The sequence below is a fragment of the Nocardiopsis gilva YIM 90087 genome, from assembly GCF_002263495.1.
In the GTDB taxonomy this organism is placed as follows: domain Bacteria; phylum Actinomycetota; class Actinomycetes; order Streptosporangiales; family Streptosporangiaceae; genus Nocardiopsis_C; species Nocardiopsis_C gilva.
In genome coordinates, this window is sequence record NZ_CP022753.1 from 4,814,957 (window position 1) to 4,831,862 (window position 16,906).

The 16,906-nt window shown below is 62.0% G+C and carries 19 protein-coding genes and 1 pseudogene; 10 read left to right on the forward strand and 10 right to left on the reverse strand.

Translation table 11 applies throughout. From position 1 onward, the window contains the following. The first annotated feature begins 31 nt into the window (after positions 1 to 31). The 4 genes from CDO52_RS21510 to CDO52_RS21520 all read left to right on the forward strand — a co-directional run bounded on the left by CDO52_RS21510 (position 32) and on the right by CDO52_RS21520 (position 3,467). A complete protein-coding gene (locus CDO52_RS21510; protein ID WP_083919944.1) occupies positions 32 to 1,129 on the forward strand; it encodes a pilus assembly protein TadG-related protein in 1,098 nt (365 codons plus the stop codon). Positions 1,130 to 1,181: 52 nt separating this feature from the next. Continuing rightward, entirely contained in the window at positions 1,182 to 2,243 is a 1,062-nt protein-coding gene (locus CDO52_RS21515; protein ID WP_232524280.1) for an OmpA family protein, read from the forward strand. 26 nt (positions 2,244 to 2,269) lie between these two features. Further along, complete coding sequence (locus CDO52_RS27745) at positions 2,270 to 2,821, forward strand: hypothetical protein (RefSeq protein WP_152471706.1); 552 nt, start codon at positions 2,270 to 2,272, stop codon at positions 2,819 to 2,821. 103 nt (positions 2,822 to 2,924) lie between these two features. Next, a complete protein-coding gene (locus CDO52_RS21520; protein ID WP_232524281.1) occupies positions 2,925 to 3,467 on the forward strand; it encodes an aggregation-promoting factor C-terminal-like domain-containing protein in 543 nt (180 codons plus the stop codon). A 229-nt stretch (positions 3,468 to 3,696) separates the two neighbouring features. Here CDO52_RS21520 and CDO52_RS27750 read toward each other — a convergent pair whose 3' ends face one another. The 9 genes and pseudogenes from CDO52_RS27750 to CDO52_RS21550 all read right to left on the reverse strand — a co-directional run bounded on the left by CDO52_RS27750 (position 3,697) and on the right by CDO52_RS21550 (position 9,479). Next, complete coding sequence (locus CDO52_RS27750; protein WP_152471707.1) at positions 3,697 to 3,927, reverse strand: hypothetical protein; 231 nt, start codon at positions 3,925 to 3,927, stop codon at positions 3,697 to 3,699. Positions 3,928 to 4,117: 190 nt separating this feature from the next. Beyond that, a complete protein-coding gene (locus CDO52_RS27755; protein ID WP_152471708.1) occupies positions 4,118 to 4,423 on the reverse strand; it encodes a hypothetical protein in 306 nt (101 codons plus the stop codon). A gap of 15 nt (positions 4,424 to 4,438) precedes the next feature. Then, positions 4,439 to 4,816: pseudogene (locus tag CDO52_RS28910) on the reverse strand (transposase). A gap of 84 nt (positions 4,817 to 4,900) precedes the next feature. Next, the gene (locus CDO52_RS21535; RefSeq protein ID WP_017619801.1) at positions 4,901 to 5,155 is read right to left on the reverse strand and encodes a hypothetical protein; all 255 of its coding nucleotides are present in this window, start codon (positions 5,153 to 5,155) and stop codon (positions 4,901 to 4,903) included. A gap of 240 nt (positions 5,156 to 5,395) precedes the next feature. Further along, a complete protein-coding gene (locus CDO52_RS21540) occupies positions 5,396 to 5,665 on the reverse strand; it encodes a hypothetical protein (protein WP_017619802.1) in 270 nt (89 codons plus the stop codon). A 655-nt stretch (positions 5,666 to 6,320) separates the two neighbouring features. After that, complete coding sequence (locus tag CDO52_RS27760) at positions 6,321 to 6,725, reverse strand: hypothetical protein (RefSeq protein ID WP_152471709.1); 405 nt, start codon at positions 6,723 to 6,725, stop codon at positions 6,321 to 6,323. A 44-nt stretch (positions 6,726 to 6,769) separates the two neighbouring features. Beyond that, a complete protein-coding gene (locus CDO52_RS27765) occupies positions 6,770 to 7,012 on the reverse strand; it encodes a hypothetical protein (RefSeq protein WP_152471710.1) in 243 nt (80 codons plus the stop codon). Between the two features lie 196 nt (positions 7,013 to 7,208). Beyond that, complete coding sequence (locus CDO52_RS21545; protein WP_232524282.1) at positions 7,209 to 9,065, reverse strand: Hint domain-containing protein; 1,857 nt, start codon at positions 9,063 to 9,065, stop codon at positions 7,209 to 7,211. 69 nt (positions 9,066 to 9,134) lie between these two features. Then, positions 9,135 to 9,479, reverse strand: coding sequence for a hypothetical protein (locus CDO52_RS21550; RefSeq protein ID WP_017619804.1), 345 nt, complete (start codon positions 9,477 to 9,479; stop codon positions 9,135 to 9,137). A gap of 719 nt (positions 9,480 to 10,198) precedes the next feature. On the opposite strand from CDO52_RS21550, the gene CDO52_RS27770 reads away from it, so the two are divergent. Both CDO52_RS27770 and CDO52_RS21555 read left to right on the forward strand, forming a co-directional pair. After that, on the forward strand, positions 10,199 to 10,786 hold the full coding sequence (locus CDO52_RS27770; RefSeq protein ID WP_269769201.1) for a hypothetical protein: 588 nt from the start codon (positions 10,199 to 10,201) through the stop codon (positions 10,784 to 10,786). Positions 10,787 to 10,909: 123 nt separating this feature from the next. Continuing rightward, positions 10,910 to 11,278 (forward strand): hypothetical protein, encoded by a 369-nt coding sequence (locus tag CDO52_RS21555; protein WP_026125996.1) that lies wholly within the window; start codon positions 10,910 to 10,912, stop codon positions 11,276 to 11,278. A 715-nt stretch (positions 11,279 to 11,993) separates the two neighbouring features. Here the strand turns inward: CDO52_RS21555 and CDO52_RS21560 are convergent. After that, positions 11,994 to 12,614, reverse strand: a complete 621-nt coding sequence (locus CDO52_RS21560) for a hypothetical protein (protein ID WP_017619805.1) — start codon at positions 12,612 to 12,614, stop codon at positions 11,994 to 11,996. 375 nt (positions 12,615 to 12,989) lie between these two features. On the opposite strand from CDO52_RS21560, the gene CDO52_RS29150 reads away from it, so the two are divergent. The 4 genes from CDO52_RS29150 (at position 12,990) to CDO52_RS21580 (ending at position 16,776) form a co-directional block, all read left to right on the forward strand. Next, the gene (locus tag CDO52_RS29150) at positions 12,990 to 13,124 is read left to right on the forward strand and encodes a hypothetical protein (protein ID WP_269769208.1); all 135 of its coding nucleotides are present in this window, start codon (positions 12,990 to 12,992) and stop codon (positions 13,122 to 13,124) included. A 756-nt stretch (positions 13,125 to 13,880) separates the two neighbouring features. Continuing rightward, positions 13,881 to 15,668 carry a polymorphic toxin-type HINT domain-containing protein gene (locus CDO52_RS21570; protein WP_152471712.1) on the forward strand — a complete coding sequence of 596 codons (1,788 nt, stop codon included), beginning with the start codon at positions 13,881 to 13,883 and terminating at the stop codon, positions 15,666 to 15,668. A gap of 14 nt (positions 15,669 to 15,682) precedes the next feature. Continuing rightward, positions 15,683 to 16,219, forward strand: a complete 537-nt coding sequence (locus CDO52_RS21575; protein WP_017619808.1) for a hypothetical protein — start codon at positions 15,683 to 15,685, stop codon at positions 16,217 to 16,219. A 143-nt stretch (positions 16,220 to 16,362) separates the two neighbouring features. Next, positions 16,363 to 16,776, forward strand: coding sequence for a hypothetical protein (locus CDO52_RS21580; RefSeq protein WP_017619809.1), 414 nt, complete (start codon positions 16,363 to 16,365; stop codon positions 16,774 to 16,776). Positions 16,777 to 16,906 lie beyond the last annotated feature (130 nt).

A 16,906-nucleotide genomic window follows, 5' to 3' on the forward strand; every position in this document is an offset into this window, starting at 1 on the left:
AGCACCCGACCACAAAATATAGGGATCTCGGATGATTCTACGATCGCCGCGGAGACCCACCGGAGAGGAGGGACAGGCTACCCTGTTCCTCCTCCTCGGCTTGTCCTTTTCTATACTCGCAATCATGTTGCTGTTCGTCCGTCTGGGAAATGCTAATGACCTGCGCTCCCAGGCGCAGACTGCAGCGGATGCGTCCGCCCTTGCTGCGGTCGCTGATACCCAGGACAGGATGGCGAAGGAACTAGCTGCGGGTAATATCGTCCACTTTTCCAGTTGGAACAAGGAAACCAGTGAGGCCGCAGCCGACAAGTACGCGCGACAAAACAAAGCTGTTGTCACAGACATACGAGCCAGCGACAACATGTATGGCTGGACAGGAAATCACGTCCGGGTCACGGTTCGCGGTGCGCAGTGCCAGCGGGAACTAGAGGAAGACCGAAGTCGGCACTGGAACGACACGATCTGCCAGGGAGATGAAGAAGAGAAGGAGATCGACACCTTCTCCGGCGAGGCCGCTGCTATCGCCCGGATCGACAGTCCGACTAACTGCTCGATGGCGCCCGGAACTTGGGACAAGGGCCGTGTTCAATGCGACGGAAAAGTTATCCGTAGCGAAGCTGACGCCCGGTCAGTCATCAACGTCCAGCTGGTGGATCAAGAGGGCCGTTGGTTGTACCAAGGCTTCTCCATGGTGTCACTCGGTGACCACCCTGACGCAGGTGGGCCCATGGGTCCGTGCGACGAGCCGGGCGCTGGCACGGTCACCCCACTCACCTGTGCCAGTTACAAGGCGCTTCGAGCGCAGTTCCCTGAATACAAAGTATCTGGTTCCGGCTGCTATCGCGCTAACGGTGGCATCAAGGGAGGCGGCGAACATCCAAAGGGCCGGGCCTGCGACATGATGGTCAACAACACCGGAAGCGTCGCCAATGGCTCCCAGCTCGCCCTCGGTGACGCCACAGCTGCATGGGCACAGGAGAACGCCGAGGAGCTCGGCGTCATGTACATCATCTGGAAGCAACAGATCTGGAGCCCAACGCGGGCCAGCGAGGGGTGGCGTTCAATGGACGACCGTGGGTCACCCACGCAGAACCACTGGGACCACGTTCATATCTCCTTTGTCGGGTAATATACCGTGCGCTCAACATCGAGTGAGAGTCCTCACGGAAGGAAGCACGATCATGTGGAAACACGATGAGTACGGGCCGAAGGCCAGTGCGCTTCCCTGGCCCATACGAGTCGGTGCCCCGTGCGCGCTGACTCTCGCTCTCCTTACCGGCTGTGTCAGCGGGAACTCGGATGACCAGCCCGGAGGCGCCGCGGGCGACGGCAATGCTGCCAGCGAACAGCAGAAATCCGGCAAAGGTCAAGGCGATGGCAAGTCGATCTACTCCACGACGGCAACCTACCTTCCCGAAGCAGCGCAGCTCGACATCATGAGTCTGGAACGTGTGAGCGCCGAAACCGTCGTCCTCAGGTTTCGGATCACCAACAACTCAGCAAAGAGGTTGGTGATGCTTTACAACATGAGTGATGACGGTGACCGGGAAGCAGACAAGACCGTTTCTGGAGTTTCCCTAATAGACCCCGATGGGCAGAAACAGTACTTCCCCTGGTTTACTGAAAACAGGACGTGCTATTGCAGCGAGTGGGATAACCATAACTTCCCCCCAGGTGAAACGTGGGATTTCTGGGCTGCTTACCCAGCACCCCCTAAAGGTGTTGACAAGCTTTCGATCTCCACCCGAATCGCAGCACCCATAAATGATATTCCCATTACAGATGGGACTGCACCTGAGGAACCTAGTGGCGATCTAACGGATCCAAAAATCTTGGACATTCGCAAACTCGAGGAAGACCTAGACTCCGGAACATCTCGAGACGAGTCTGGAGATGACGTTAGCGTGATGCTGTCCTCCGATGTCCTCTTCGATCTCAACGAGTCCAAACTGACCGGCAAGGCCGACAGCATCCTAAAGAAAGTCGCAAAGGAGATCGACGATTCTTCGGCGACCACCGTAAAAATCGACGGCTACACGGACTCGTCTGGAAACGATGCGATCAACGAGCCGCTTTCCGAGGATCGAGCAAAGTCCGTAGAGAAGAAGATCAAGGAGCTCACTTCCAGGTCAGGTATCACCTACGAGGTCGCCGGTCATGGATCAGCCGATCCAGTCGCAGATAACAACACTGAAGAGGGCGCACAGAAGAATCGACGAGTCACTGTCACCTTCGCCAAATAATCCTATCTACTTCCAGAGGATAACTCATGGCTCACCAGCGAATCTGTCTCGTCACTCTGACTACCGCGATCCTTCTTGCCAGCATCTCCTCCACGTCGGCTCTTGCCCAGCAAGGGTCCTCGACTGACCAAAAGAATTCAACACCCGACGAACCCCCCGTCCTCGGCAGCGCCAAATACGAGAGCAACGTCGCGGATCTGTCCATCGAAGTGAACGCCGTTGACCGTTCCGCAAGCGGCGGTCTGACGTCTCTGACCTACACCATCGTCAATCATGGTGATGAGAGGTCGGACGTGATATCAAACCTCCTGAGCGAGAGCGAGTTTTCGTATCCTCCAGCTCGTCTCGCAGCACCTTCTCTCCTGGACGAGAACGAACAGGTCCGTTACTTCACGATCATGAATACGGCCGAGGATTGCGTTTGTCCAGCAGGCGCTGGGGACGATGGAACACCAACACGGGTCCCCGGAGGAGAATCTCAGTATGTATGGAGCACATTTATCCTGCCGGACAATGTCAGCAAGGTGACCGTTGAGTTCCCCGACTTTCCTCCGATCAAAGACGTTCCGGTGAGCTGACCTCCTGCAAGCCTTTCTCCCTCACAAAAGGAGCGAACCGGTGGCCGTTCGAAATATCCGTGCCCTGAGATCGAAGCTCATACGATCTGATCGTGGTGTCAGCATGATCGAAACTATGGCTGCGCTCATCTTTGTCACGGTGTTGATTACGGCCGTCGCAGCCACGAATCCAGGAAATTATTTCCACGACTACATTCGCAAGTCCATCTGCCTCGTCGGCGGGCCGGAGTGTGAGGGGAAATCCTGGATCGAAGTAGAGGACACCAACCCTCCTCAACGCCGCCCGGTCACGTTCGGGGCAGGTATCCCCGCAGGAAGCGTGAAGAACGAGGCCAACCGGGAGCTCGGCAAGGGGCTGGCCGCTGAACGCGGCTGGGACGGCGCCGAGTGGGAATGCCTCGATAACCTCTGGCAACGCGAAAGCGGTTGGGATCACACCGCCATCAACCCCAGTTCCGCAGCAGCCGGCATCCCCCAACTACTGCCCAGCGCTGGCCATGACATCCCCCAGGGCTTCTACGACGATCCCACCGTCCAGATCAAGTGGGGTCTAAATTACATCGCGGAACGCTATAAAACTCCTTGCGCCGCATGGGCTCACTGGCAGAACCCTCCCAAGGGAGATAAATGGGGACACTGGTACTAGCAACTACAACCCGATAGGAATCTGGCAGACGGCCAGGAAGGTCATGCTGTCGCTAACCAGAAGGTAACTATTTCGAGATCCCGACATAAGGGGCGGCACGCCACCGGTTTAAGGAAACCATAATCTTGCTTCGGTGGATTATCGTCCACTTGCGACCACTTTGTCACCGAATAAGAATACTGACGCGCCTAACCCTTCAGTTGGAGATCAGCGACAGTGCGGTAGTTCATTATGAGGCGCGGGGCGGTGGCTGTGCGGCGGCTCGCGCAACGGTACGGACACGCTTGCGCCGTTGGTGGTGGTCACGGGCCACGGTCCGGTGACAGCGCCGCCAGTGCGACCAGGCCAGGCCCCTCCGCACCCGTTCGCCGTGCGGGAGCAGGGGCTGTCCCAGCACCAGCAGGCGGCGGATCTCGTAGGCGGTGAACCGGGCGGGGACGATGCTCCTGCTGTGCCCCACGACCCCCTCTCGGCTCCGGTGACACGGACGGAACCGGCGGCGCGCGGGCCGCGACGGCGTCGTGAACGGCGAGGAAGACAGCAGCAAGCATTGCCTGGCTGACGTGCCGATACCAGCCGCCATAGGAGCACACTTCATAGTCGGCCAGCCCGCAGGCCGACTTGGCCAGCCTGATCGCCTCCTCCACCCGTCACCTGGCCCTGGGCACGGTGACCAGTTCTTCTACCAGTGCCTCCTCGGGCCCCAGGCCAGGAGGTAGTCCCGCTCCGTCGGTTTTCGGGGCGGTGCCGGGCGATGATCCACCGCGCCCAGCCCCGTCTCCCACCTCGGTCTCGGGGTCGGGGATCCACCGCACCCACCACTGCCACGCCCGGCTTTCGAGCTGGCTTGGCCCTGGGGGCAGCTCCACCCAGTCCTGATCAGCGGCGGCCCGCTCCACCATACGGGCGATGTGCCGCCACCCCGGGCGAGGCAACACGATCTGGTTGGCCTGCACCGTCACCGCGTAGGGTCAGCGGTGGGTTTCCAGGAAGGCCCGAAACGCGCCGTCGCGACCGTATACCTCGTCGGCGGCCACCCAGCCCCGGCCCTCGGGCAGGGCGGGCAGGATGCGTTCGATGATCCGCTCGGCCAGGCGCGGCTTGGTCACAAAGCCGACGTCGTCGGGGACGTGTGCGGACCGGCAGCGCGCCCGGTCATCGGCCCACTCTCGGGGTAGATACAGCTCGCGGTCGATGAGCACCTATCCCCAGGCGGTGGCCCACGCCGCCATCACCCCCACCTGGCAGGGAAAGACCCCGCCCAGGGAACCGGTGAACTGGCGGGCCACCCCGACCGAGGTCCAGCCTTTCTTCGCGAACCCCGCCTCGTCGGTGATCAGCATGCCCATGCCGCTGGGGCCCAGGCCGGTGCCGTCGTCGTCCAGGCCCTCGACGGCGTAGCGGCGCGTGAAATCGCTCAGTTGATCGGCGTCCTAGCGGACGCGGTTCAGCAAGTGCTGCTGGCCGTGAGGAGTGGCATCGCCGGCGTGCTCGGGCAGTTGCCAGCGGTTTTGCGCGGCAGCGGGGGCGAGCAGGCCGCGCACACACGCGGCCGCCCGGCGTCGCAGGTCCGCCCGCGGAAAGACCCGCCCCACGTCCACCAGTAGATCCTCCAGTTGGTCGGCCCACTCATCGACATGTTCTCGGTCGGTGACGGTCGGGGAGATAACCAGCAACTGTGCGTGCATGAACCGGAGTTATCCCGCACTCGAGATCGGTGAAGTACCACAGTGTCGCTGGTCTCCAACTGAAAGGCTAGAGATCGATACCGGTCAGCTGATCACGATCGACGGCGCGGTCGGCGCCGTAATCACGGAGAACGAGACCGCAGAAGCACCCGTGTGGCGCGATCGGAACTGCGGATCGCGCCCAGCGCTGCGAGTCGCCGAGGCTGATCCGTTTGCTCCACCGAGAGCACGGCAGCCGGATCAGCGCATTCGACGGAGGTACTCCTCGGGCAGCTGCTTGGGCGCCCGGTCGAGCCATGCCTCGACCAGCACTCTCTCCAGTTCGGGCACGGGGATGCGGTCCAGCCATACGAGGATGATCAGGTATTCGTCGAAGTACGGTGTCGTGATGTACACCTCGGGGCCTGTCGCTATGAGCGACTCCTCGACGCCGACATCGGGCATGTGTGCCGCCAGGACGGCAGCCTCAGGGGCGGTGTCTCCCAGTGCCGTGATGTCGGTCTTCCTCAATGGACGTTCTCAGGTGAACTTCTTGCCCTGGACCGTCCACGCGGTGGACCCGTACGACGAGCCCTCGGTCGTTTTGGGCCTTGAGCCGCCACCGGTCACCTTGGTAAACCGCTGGCTTCGCTGACCCGACTTCTGGCTGTCTTCCAATCGCAGGGCCACCACCGATGGACTGCAGGAAGCGTGGTCGCGAAGCTGATGCCGAGCGCGTGGAAATCGCCTGCAACGGCCGGTACGGACGGACTGGCACTGCGCTGGGATAACGCGCTTTACTGGAAGGAGTGCCGAATCGACAAGCAGTCGCCTAAGCGAGACAGAACTACTCTTGATGGGCCACGGAGACGGCGTGGCAACGGCGATTCGTCGCCCAATTCCGGTAAAGTTCGCCGTTGGTCACGGCCACCTTCTCGCCATCTCCAAATACACCGTCCGCACACCGCAGGATCTCCTGGCCATCCAGGGCACCTGGCGCGTTCCACGGACCCACCTCCACCAACCACTCCACCCTCGATCGCCGCAGCCCCACTCGCCTCGACGCCGCGCTCTGCCCTTTCTTGGCTGGCCTGCACCACCAACCGGGCGTAACTCCGACCATGAGGTCAGAGCAGTGTCGGCACTGACGACTTTTGAAATGATGCTTTTCTGCGGTCGGCTCGTTTCATTGAAACAGATCATCTAGGCTGACCTGATCGAGGAGGTGCTCCTCGGCCAACACCTGTTCAACCTCGGACATTCTCTGAAAATATTGCTGGATCGATACATTTCCAGCAAGAATATATCCGGTTTCAATTGGAGTGGATTCGGAGGTGATTCTGTATAGGTGGCCACCGAATGAGTGACTTGGAAATTGTTGCCATTCCCTTGGATGGGCGTCTAATTCAACTCGATCAAGTCTAAACCCTCTCCATTCCATGCTGACGCGGGCGCGCGCTACGCCGGAGAAGCAAATGAGGACCATTCTTTTCGTGTCGTCATCTCTGCCGACGATATACATGGGAGAGAGGCCGGAATGCCAGGCCCTGATGCGGAATTTCCAACTGCAGGGGAGTTCAATTTCAGGCAAGTTTCCAATACTCCCTGTGTGAAGTCTCTTGATATTATAGTCGGTTAATCCTCTGCGTAAATTCCGGTTATTCCCCATTTATCGCCGAGGTATGGAGGGCGCTTGGTAACCTCTATCGAGCAACTCTCTGCGTGTACAGTTCCACTCAGGAGTGTTCCGGACTTCTCATCTATCCATGTGAGTCCGTACTCAGATATCGCATCCCTGGCGTTTGAGAGGGATACTTCAAGGTATGGCATTCTCTGAGGAACGTCGAGGAAGGCCACGCCAAAGAAGGCCACGTTCACGGTTTCTGTATACCCCCATGTGGCGCGAGAGGTCAATAGGAGGGACCGCCTCTTTGCTGTCAGATATTGAACAATAAATGGGCGATCTGAGCGAGCGAGGACAGTCTGCATTCTCTGTTCATTCATGCTTTCTCAGTATTTCGCGAGAGTCTTTGGTCATACACGCATCGTTTCTAGCGTGATTCCTGATTTCATGTTAAATTCCAGAAAAATCGACCTTCCCGATCAAGTTCTTTTTGGAAAGATAGTAAAGTTCCCATGTAGTATATCCACCATTTCCATCGGGTCGCAGGAGCCCGTCTTCACCTTTCTTGGCGATTCCATATTTATCCATTGTTTCGTATATATCGACGGCGTTCTTTATTTTTTCATCGAGCGTTTTCCCTGGAAGTGTACTCACATCAAACTCGATTTTGGCGTCCGCATCGTTTACGAATTCCTTGAATTTTTCTTCGAATTGGAGACCACTCGTGTTGCCGAGATGGATTCCTCCGTTCTCCCTTGCCTTGTTCTTGTATCCCGACTCAGCTGAGCCCAAATATAGAACATTCGGTTTTGTGGGTACGTAGTCAAGCTCGTAGTAGCTCTTGGACGCATCACCGCACGGTAGCTCATTGTGAACGAGCAGATTCGTGCCGGGACCTGTAGAGACGAAGTAGGTGTGCAGGCCTTCGACTGTGAGGTTGTAGACGTGCTCATCGGTGGTGCTGTGTGCCTCGACGGCCGAAACTTGCACCCAGGATCCGGCTGACGTGCGCAGCCAGGTACCTGGTTGCACGTCGATGGCGTCGACCCACTCGGCGATCTCAGGGGCCCAGAAGGGGTGTTCGTCGGTAGCGGTGACCGTCTCCGTGTTGCCGCTGTCGTCAGTGATGGTGATCTTGACGAGGGTCTTCTCGCCCTGGCCCTCGATGGGCGCGGTGACCTGTCGGGGGCCTTCCTCGCCCGTGAGTGGGTCGAACGCCCAGACCTCGTCGCCGACCTGGATCTCTTCGATGGGGATCAGCGACCCATCACCAGCCAGTACGGGGGTGCCGGGCACGAAGCTGTTGTTGGGACAACTGACTCCGCTGTCGCTGTCCTCGTCGTCTTTCTTCCCACCGTCGCCGGAGTCGCTCTTGTCCCCGCTGTCAGAGCCGTCGGGTTTCTTCTCGCCGTCGGCCAGGACTTGGCCGTCCTGGCCACCATCCTTCTTTCCGCCCTTACCGCCCTTGGGGCCGGGAAGGTTGGGCTTGGCATGCCTGGCCTTGCTGAACGGGTTGAACATGTCCAGAGCGTTGACCGCGGTCCGGCCAACGCCACCCGCGATCTCACCTTCGGAGAACAACTCACGGGTGTCCTCGTCGAACAGGGCGCCGCCGAGGGAGAACGGAGACTCGTCGAAATGGAACTTCACCATGTCGGCGCCTGCTCCGAGGACGGCCCCCGTGTGGTCGCCGGATCTCCACCTCTCCACGAAACGTAGGGCAGAGGCCTCGGCGCTATCGCGTGTGACCTGGTAGACCCCCACGGCCTGGTCCTCGACGAAGCCAACGGGATCCTCGACGACCTCCTGTGCGTCCTCGACCGACTCCTTGCCGATCTCCCAGGCGCGTTCCCCGGCTGCGGCTCCTGCCGTTTTGGTGGTGTCCCAGGCGTCGCCGGCCGCTGCCATGGCGTCGTCCCACAATCGGTAGTGGGTCGTGGGGGGCTCGGGGCTCGTCTGGGGTGCGGAGGAGTCGCCGCTGGGAGCGGCCACGGGGCCGGAGTTGGGGGATGATGCGGGGTCCTGCTGAGAGGGCGGGACAGCGGGGTCGCCCCCGGCCGGGCCCGGGTTTCCCGACTGGCTGCCATCTGCGGCGCTGTGGTCGTCTGGGCTGTCGCTGTCGCCTTGGGGACCGCCGGTGTTCTGGCCGTTGGCAATGGACTCCAGAGCCTGCCCGATGCCCTGGGAGATGCGGTCGGCGATGCCGACGCTCATGACCACGCTGACGATCGACGCGACGAGCAGAACGACAGCGGCGTACTCGATGAGGGAGGCCCCGTGTTCGGGGTTGTGGATTTTGCGCAGCACAGGGGGATCCCAGGGGAGAGGGGGCGGCTGGGGGGAGGTGAAGGGAGGATGCCGGGTGACGGAGCCGGGTCAGGCAGGGGTGCCGCGCAGGTAGGCACGGGACGCGGGCCGCAGAGCGAAGAAGCCGATCAGGGCGAATACCACGAGCGTGAGGATGTTGAAGGTGATCAGGCTGAACAGCAGGGCGAGCGCCGTGTAACCGATGGTGCCGTAGAAGACCCAGGAGCGGCGCGGGGCCATGCTCGCGGCGAGGGTGAGGGTGCCGGCCGCTTGCAGTGCGAAGGTGATGACGCTCAACGCCTGGGTGCCGGAGTCGATGTTGAGATCGGCCAGGGCAAAGGTGAAGAATCCGGCCACGCTGATCCCGCCGATGATGAACAGCAGCACTCGGACGGTCTTCAGATCGATGGGCATCGGGGCACTCACGGGGGTTCTCCAGGGGGTTCAGGGGACGGGGAGAGATCTGGGGCGAATGTGCCGTGACGGAAACAGAAAGTAGTGACGGTAGCGCTCACTGGAATCGGAGAACCAAACCGGTGACCACCTCTGGACAAACGTATAGATCGTCGATTGGGTTTGCCATATAGAGCGGCGTCTAGTGGGGCGCCAGCTCCACCCTTGGGGAGTCGGGCGGAGTGCCGCTCGGGCTCTGGGTGTAGAGGGTGCATTGGCGGGGGTGCAGTTCGAAGCTGTCCACAGCGAGCAAACTTCCGTCCGCCTCCACCTTTTGGTGCGTCGTGTGCTCGTGCGATTGCCGCGCGCGGCCGACAGATACAGAGTCTCGCAACTCCCGCGGAAACAGTCAACACATAATCGGTGGGAAGCAACAGATTGTCGATCAAGTGCGAGGTGACGTCCGGTGGGGGAGACTGTTGGCGAATTCGGTAGAGGGCTGGCCAGGGCGTGGAAACAGAGAGACGATCCGCGTGGGCCCGGGGGCGTCTGAACCCAGAGGTGATCGTCGTGTCCCTTTAATCCCCACCCTCCCAATGAGGTCCCGCCACTGACCGCCTGCATCGCCCGCCAGGCGTTCCCCCACGGGTGCCTGTGCATACGCATGCGCGACAAGCTCGACCCCCCTGTTCACCGACCAGGAGTTCGCCGGCCTCTACCCCACCCGCGGCCGAACCGCCCTGCCCGCCCACCTCCTCGCCCGCGTATGCGTGCTGCAGTTCCTCGAAGGGCCCTCCGACCGCCAAGCCGCCGCGGCCATGCGCGGACGCATCGACCGGAAATACCTGCCGGCCTGTAACTCACCCACCCTGGATTCGACCACCCGGTGCTCAGCGAGTTCCGCGACCGCTGCACCGCCGCCCCCGACCGGCCGCTCGGAGCTGTCTTGGACCGGCTGCGCAAGGCCGGGCTGCTCGCCCCCCGCCCGTCAGCGCACCGACTCCACCCGCGTCCCGGCGGCGGCGCGGCGGCTGAACCGGCTGGAGAACACCGCCGAGCAGCTGCGCGCGGCGCTCAACGCCATCGCCTACCAGGCACTTGGTTGGCTCGCCCGGCAGGTGCCGGCCTCCTGGTTCGACGGCTATGGCCGCAGCATCGAGGACGACCGCCTTCCGCGTGGCGAGGCCCAGCGCACCGCATTCGTCGAGCAAACCGGCCGGGACGGCCTGGAGCTGCTGCGGGCTGTGGACAGGCCCCTCCGGGCTGGGGGACCTGGCGGCCCTCACATCACTGCGCACATGCTGGCAACAGCAGTTCCACGTCGATGAACAGGGGCGGTGCCGGATACGGAAGGCGGCCGACACGCCACCCTCATCACTACGTGTGGAGCCCCCTACGATTCCCACGCCCGGTACTGCGTCAAGCGGTCGGCCGACTGGAGCGGCTAGAAAGTGCACCTGAGCGAGACCTGCGACGAGGACGCCCCGCACCTGATCACTCATGTGGCCACCACGCCGACCACCGTCACCGATGTGGAGATGGCCGAGCCCGTCTATGCCATCCTGGCCGCCAAAGGGCTGTTGGCCCCAGAACACCTGGTCGACCGGGGTTATGTCAGCGCCGAGCTGCTGGCTACCAGCGTCGACCGGCACGGGGTGGAGGTCGGTGGGCCGATCCGTGAGGGCGTGACGTGGCAGGGACGCGCCCGGTCAGGGGGTCGAGGTCGATTCGTTCGCGATCGACTGGCAGGCACGGCGGGCGGTGCGCCCCGCGCCCGGTGCGCGCCAGATGCACCCGCTCTGCCAGCGGCCCGAGGATGATGAGGGTCGGTACCCGTGCCGAGCACGAGGCGATCCGCGTGTCCACCCTTCAGGGGGAATGCCCGGATTGACCGCCTTCCGGCTGTCCCGGTCGATGGCGAAACCGTCGGCGTCAAAGGCCTCGTCGACCGTGGATTGCCGGGTCACATCGTCACGGGTTGGACCCGCAGCCTCTCCCGTATCGGTCAGTACCGGTGGCCACCGGTTCGGAGCTGTCACGGTTGACGAGATGCCATCCGTCCGACCGGCCGCTGGCGCGCAGACGGGCGTATGGATCCGGTGGGCTCCTCTCTTGTGATGGCACCTAATAGCCGGCTGCCCTGACACCACCGTCCGCGCCACGCCCGGGTCGAGGGGCGGATCGGGGCGCTGGGGACCGACATCAGTGCCGCTGAGAAGCAGGTCGCAAAATTGCCGGGAAGGTTCTATGGCGGCCACTGATGCCGGACGGCATTTGGCCGGGATCTCTCACAGGCTGTATGCCATCCGCGCGGGGCGGGAGGAGCTGCGCTGCTCCCTGCCTCGCGGCCAGCGTCGAGGATGCGCGCATCTTGATCGCAGGACTCGAGTTGAGGGCAGCCAGATCTACCGCTCGCGCCCAACCCACACCGCTATGGCCCTTGTCTGGCAGCCTTGGGTGCCGGGACTGCCGACACGCTGACCCTGATCAGGTGCGGGTCGAGCTGACGACGGCGGGGGCAGGCACCCTCCAGCGTCAGTACTCGACGGTGACCCCTGCGGCGCCAACGCCGAGGGCGGCGGCGCGGTGGAGGATACGCAACGGTGCATCCAGAAGCTCGGCCGCGTCAAGGTCAGGCTCGTCGCCCATGCCCGATGCCCACTCGGTAACCTTCTCCAGGACCCGAGCGCGCTGGTCACCAGTGGCCCCGAGCACCTCCTCCGCCAGTTCCAGAGCGTCACCGACCGCCTCGGGCCGCAGCGCGAACTCGCCGAAGCGCCCCGGCAGCTGCGCCGTACCGGAGGGACCAAGGCCATGGCAGAGAGCTGCCGCCGGGTCCATCTCGCGGGCGGTCACGGTGAAGCGCTCCTCCTCCGCCGCGGCGCCTAGCGCGTCGACAGCCGTGTCCCGTGTGTGGTCCGGTAGACGCGCAGCAGCCACGAGTTCGGCGAAGCGGTGCGCGGCAGGGGTGGGCACGGACGTACTCGGGTCGCTCTGCGAAGAAGTGAAGAATGGCTCCTCCGATCCGCTTGTGCGCCACCAGTTCAGTTCGTCGGCATAGCCGGGCGGGAGTGGGGCCCCCTCCATTTCTTCCGCCAGCCGGGTTGCATCTTCGGCTGGGAGCGCCCCCACGATCCACATCCCCATCGAACTCATGGCGTCATCCTCATTGCTGCGCGATGGTGTTGTGCCCACCGGGGAAGGTGCCATGTCCGCCACTCGATCACCAGTGGTATGCCCGTTGTCATCCAGTCACTCGGTCAGGTGGATGGGGCCAGTCGCGCCATCGGATACGTCCTGACGCGACGTGTGACCACCGCCTGGCTACTGGTGCAGAGGGTCTGCGGACCGATGAACTGGCCGCCACGGCGCCCGGGCGGGCCTCGCGGAAGCTGTCCGCGTGCGCCAGCGCCGAGGGGCACCGTCTCTACGACTAGGTCTGGATCAGGGTGTGAAGGGGCGAGTGAGGGGCGGCGTTAGTTGATGGTGCGCCCCACCGTCGCATTGGCGAGCTGGCTTTCTCTCGCCGCTATGCGCCCCCGGCTGTTCGCTCTCACCGTGCTGGTGGGGATGGCCGGACGCCGCTGGAGGGTCGAGGAGTGCTTCCAGCGGCCCAAGGGCCTGGCCCAGCTCGATGAGCATCAGGGTCGCGAAGACACCTCCTGATACAGGTAGCCAGTCCTTCCTCTTGCCTGCGCCGTCCTTGCCGCCACCAACGCGATCGAGTGTGCCGCTCACTTAACCTCGGACGGGCTGATCCCGTTGACCTGCAACGAGCTCTGATGAGCGATCGGAAATGTGCTTACTGGCCGGGATCCTGCCCTGGGCATCGGCTGCGCTAGTCGCGGTAGAGGCGCTGCCATCAATCGCGTGCTCCCATTTGCCATAACCAGCGACATCTGGCCGCAGATGGATGATCCCCGGTATCTACGACTGGCGTACAACACGCCACGGACGTGCAGAGGCGCGTCGGGCATTCGATGTTCTCTTCGGACAACATTGGAGTCCCAGCTCTCAACACAAACTCGGCGAGGCGCAAGAGCCTCTGGTGTAGCGGGTCTTCCTGGTCTTACGCCGATCACCAGGAACTTCTCACTGTCAGAAGCGATTCCAGACGGCCAGTGCGAGTCTGTCATCTGCGCCTTCAGCATGGCGAGGGGTCATCCTCATTCTGCTGACACGGTCTTCTCCGTGAGCTTTCCTCCTGCACTCCTCGCACACAGGAAGGTCTTCACATCCACCTCGCCAAATGTGACAGATGCCACATTCATCTATTTTTGCTGATCTGACCTGCAGCTCTACACCATACACATTCAAGAGGTTGCGCGATACGGCACAAATAATGATCTTGTGTGATGAAACGTGACGAACGCATGTATATAATTCTGCGCTCCTCCGCCATCCTCCCCCAGGAACATTCGCGTGCTCAGACGAATCCACGACCCCCAGCGTGGCGCCTCCTTCACTCAATACGCGGCTGTTGTCGTGCTGTGTGCAGCGATCCTGCTTGCTCTCGTAGGGAGCGGGATGCTTAGCACTATCACCTCGAATGTGAGATCGGCCGCCGAGGGACTTTTCACCTCTGAGACACCAGGCTCAGGAGAGGGAGGAAAGGGCGGCAACCCGGAAGACGGATCCGATGCTGGTCATGCCCCAGAAGAGGACTCTGACTCGGATTCTGGAAACGGCAACGGCGGTACCTCATCCTCCGACGGCTCTCAGGACGGGGAATCGGGCGCCGACGAGGGCGGCGGCTGGCTTGACGGCCTCGCTGACAAGGGTCGGCGCTTCGTCGGCGGCGCGGCGGATGCAGGTAGGAACGCACTGGACGACGCGCAAGAGTCCATTAAAGGTCTCCAGCAGGGCGTTGAGAACTTCATCGATGATCCTGCGGGCTGGGTCGACAACAAGGTCAACGAGACTCGTGAGGATGTCGACACTATTGTCGATGCGGCCAAGAACGACCCCGTGGGATTGGCGCAGGATTTCTTTGCCAGCGATGAGGCTCAGGAGCGCTGCCGCAGCGGAGATCGTGCGGGCTGCACCGGAATGATCGTCGTCGAGAACGCCGAGGCCCTCATCCCCATCTGGGGTTGGAACAAGAAACGTGAGCGTCTCGATGATCTCGCCGACGCAGCCCGCCGCGGAGACAACAATGGTGGCTCCAACACCGACCACGAGACCCAAGCGGACGGCTTACCTGCTCCGTCTTCACGGGGGAGCGACTCGGGCGACGGTTCAGACAGCGATCAAGGCGATCGAGACGGCTCATCGAACGACGGCAATGGGACACCCTGCTCCTGCAACTGCCCCAACAGCTTCCTGCCGGGAACCCCTGTCCTCTCGGGTGACGGACATCTCGTCCCCATCGAGGACATCAGAGTCGGTGACACCGTGTGGGCCTTCGATCCGACCACGGGAGAGGAAGGCCCCAGGGAAGTCCTGCGGACGATAGAGAACACCGAAGACAAGACGCTCGTCGATATCAGCGTCACCGGGGAAGGTGGAAGCGGGGATGTTACCGCCACCGCCAGCCACCCCTTCTGGCTCCCCGAACTGGCCGAGTGGGTGCCTGCGGACGAGCTGTCGCCTGGGGCGTGGCTGCGTACGTCAGCGGGGACGTGGGTGCAGGTCACCGCGATCGACCAGCGCAACGTCCCCCAACAGCAGGTCCACAACCTCACCGTTGAGGGTCTCCACACCTACTTCGTCGCCAGCGGTGATGAGACCCTACTCGTACACAACGACGCCCCCGAGCGCGAGAGCAGCTGCCCCGACTGGCTGCGCGAACAGAGGGAGGAGGGCAACAAGTTCAACCGGGAGAGGGAGCCCCACTACACAGCCCGCGGTGGTGCCAACGAGGTGCACGTCGGGGAGCCAACTGACAAAGGCCAGTACGTACGCCTGGACTCCTACGTCCCTGGTGAAGAGATCGTCTCCCGGAAGTACACTCAACTCGGTGATGTCCAGCCACAGACCGCCATCAAATATCTTCGGGAAATCCCGCAGAAGTACGGGCCAGGCACACCCATCGCCGATACACCAACCAACCGTCGAGACCTGGGGAGCGACAAGATCGGCAGGGGGCTGCGAGGCAAGATGATCCTCGAGGTTCCCCCACAGGGATCCCCGATTCCCCAGTCGGTCATCGACGAAGCGGACGGACTTAACATCACCATCCGTGATTCCAACGGCAAGGTCTACAACTGAGGCCGGGGAGGGATATGAGCATCAGCGGAGTGACTTACTGCCAGAACTGGAGTACCAAACTCAAGGGCCCAGGACGACCTCTCACCGAGTCGGCTGCCCGTAGGCGGTGGGACAAGGGTGACGCTTTCACTGCAGTCATCCCCCCGCTTGAGGCAGACGGGCAACCGACCCTGGTCACGGTCTGTTGGCGCAACAACTACCTGGAGACCGTCTTCCTCGATCGTTTCGGTCGGCAAACGACCGCGTACGAGTTCCACCGTGTCGATGACGAACATCTCTTCCTCGAGAGAGTCTGGCTCCATCGGTACCCCAGCGACGACCCCAGTCTCGGGCTGAACGGTGCCGACCGAATCGAGTGGATCCTCTATCACGCCGAGGATCGCATGACGCACCACATCACCGACAAGACCGAGCATTTCAAGGAGAAGGTCGAGTACTCGGATATCGACTTCACGCCGAACTGGGAGCAGCTTCCTGAGTTCGGTGACTGGGCTTCCGTTGCTCGCTACGAGCGAAAGCAACCTCCGATCGGCGGAGCCGGCGGACAATGATGAGTTCTCGTCTCATCTCTCGTGCGCTCGCGCCTCAGGTAACCGTCGCGAGCCTCGGCCTCCTCCTTGCTGTTGGCTGCTCACCAGCGACGGAGGACGGAGAATCGACTGCCCCGACGCAACAGGTACAGGTCGGAGCAGTGATGTACAACCTGCCCGCCGATTGGGTACGCGACGAGGATGCAGGGGAAGGGTGGGTCCGCTATCTCGGCTTCCACCCGAGCCATCCCAACGTCGCTGCCGCAGAGTTCCTGACCTATGAGCACATTCCCCACGACAGTGCTCTCGAAGACGCAGCCGACATCCTTTCGATCGGTTACCCCACAGATACAGACTTCAAGATCGACGACTCAGGTGCCACCGTTGTCCCGGGAGCCGAAGAGGCCCTACGCACGGATCTGAGACAGGACTTCGATCGCCCTGAATTCGAGACCCTGCACATCTCCGACTACGCAATACGTACCAGTCAGGGCAGCGTCACCGCGTTCAGGATCTCAGCGGTAGAAGAGCTGGTCGAAAACGGCGTCCGAGACGACGTTGTAGAGGATCTCCTCTGAACAGACGGCGGGTGTGTGGAGTCACACCGCGCATCGCGATATTCTCTGGTCATCGTGAACCTGCGGTACCACTGACGGCTCTCAAACGCGTTCTATGACCGTGTCTCTTGCATAGTTATCGACAGGAGAT

What these genes read in the sequence shown, in the direction of transcription:
- CDO52_RS21510 (WP_083919944.1), top strand. Translation starts at nt 32, where the DNA reads ATGATTCTACGATCGCCGCGGAGACCCACCGGAGAGGAGGGACAGGCT.
- CDO52_RS21515 (WP_232524280.1), top strand. Translation starts at nt 1,182, where the DNA reads ATGTGGAAACACGATGAGTACGGGCCGAAGGCCAGTGCGCTTCCCTGG.
- CDO52_RS27745 (WP_152471706.1), top strand. Translation starts at nt 2,270, where the DNA reads ATGGCTCACCAGCGAATCTGTCTCGTCACTCTGACTACCGCGATCCTT.
- CDO52_RS21520 (WP_232524281.1), top strand. Translation starts at nt 2,925, where the DNA reads ATGATCGAAACTATGGCTGCGCTCATCTTTGTCACGGTGTTGATTACG.
- CDO52_RS21535 (WP_017619801.1), bottom strand. Translation starts at nt 5,155, where the DNA reads ATGCACGCACAGTTGCTGGTTATCTCCCCGACCGTCACCGACCGAGAA.
- CDO52_RS21550 (WP_017619804.1), bottom strand. Translation starts at nt 9,479, where the DNA reads ATGCCCATCGATCTGAAGACCGTCCGAGTGCTGCTGTTCATCATCGGC.
- CDO52_RS21560 (WP_017619805.1), bottom strand. Translation starts at nt 12,614, where the DNA reads ATGAGTTCGATGGGGATGTGGATCGTGGGGGCGCTCCCAGCCGAAGAT.
- CDO52_RS29150 (WP_269769208.1), top strand. Translation starts at nt 12,990, where the DNA reads ATGCGCCCCCGGCTGTTCGCTCTCACCGTGCTGGTGGGGATGGCCGGA.
- CDO52_RS21575 (WP_017619808.1), top strand. Translation starts at nt 15,683, where the DNA reads ATGAGCATCAGCGGAGTGACTTACTGCCAGAACTGGAGTACCAAACTC.
- CDO52_RS21580 (WP_017619809.1), top strand. Translation starts at nt 16,363, where the DNA reads ATGTACAACCTGCCCGCCGATTGGGTACGCGACGAGGATGCAGGGGAA.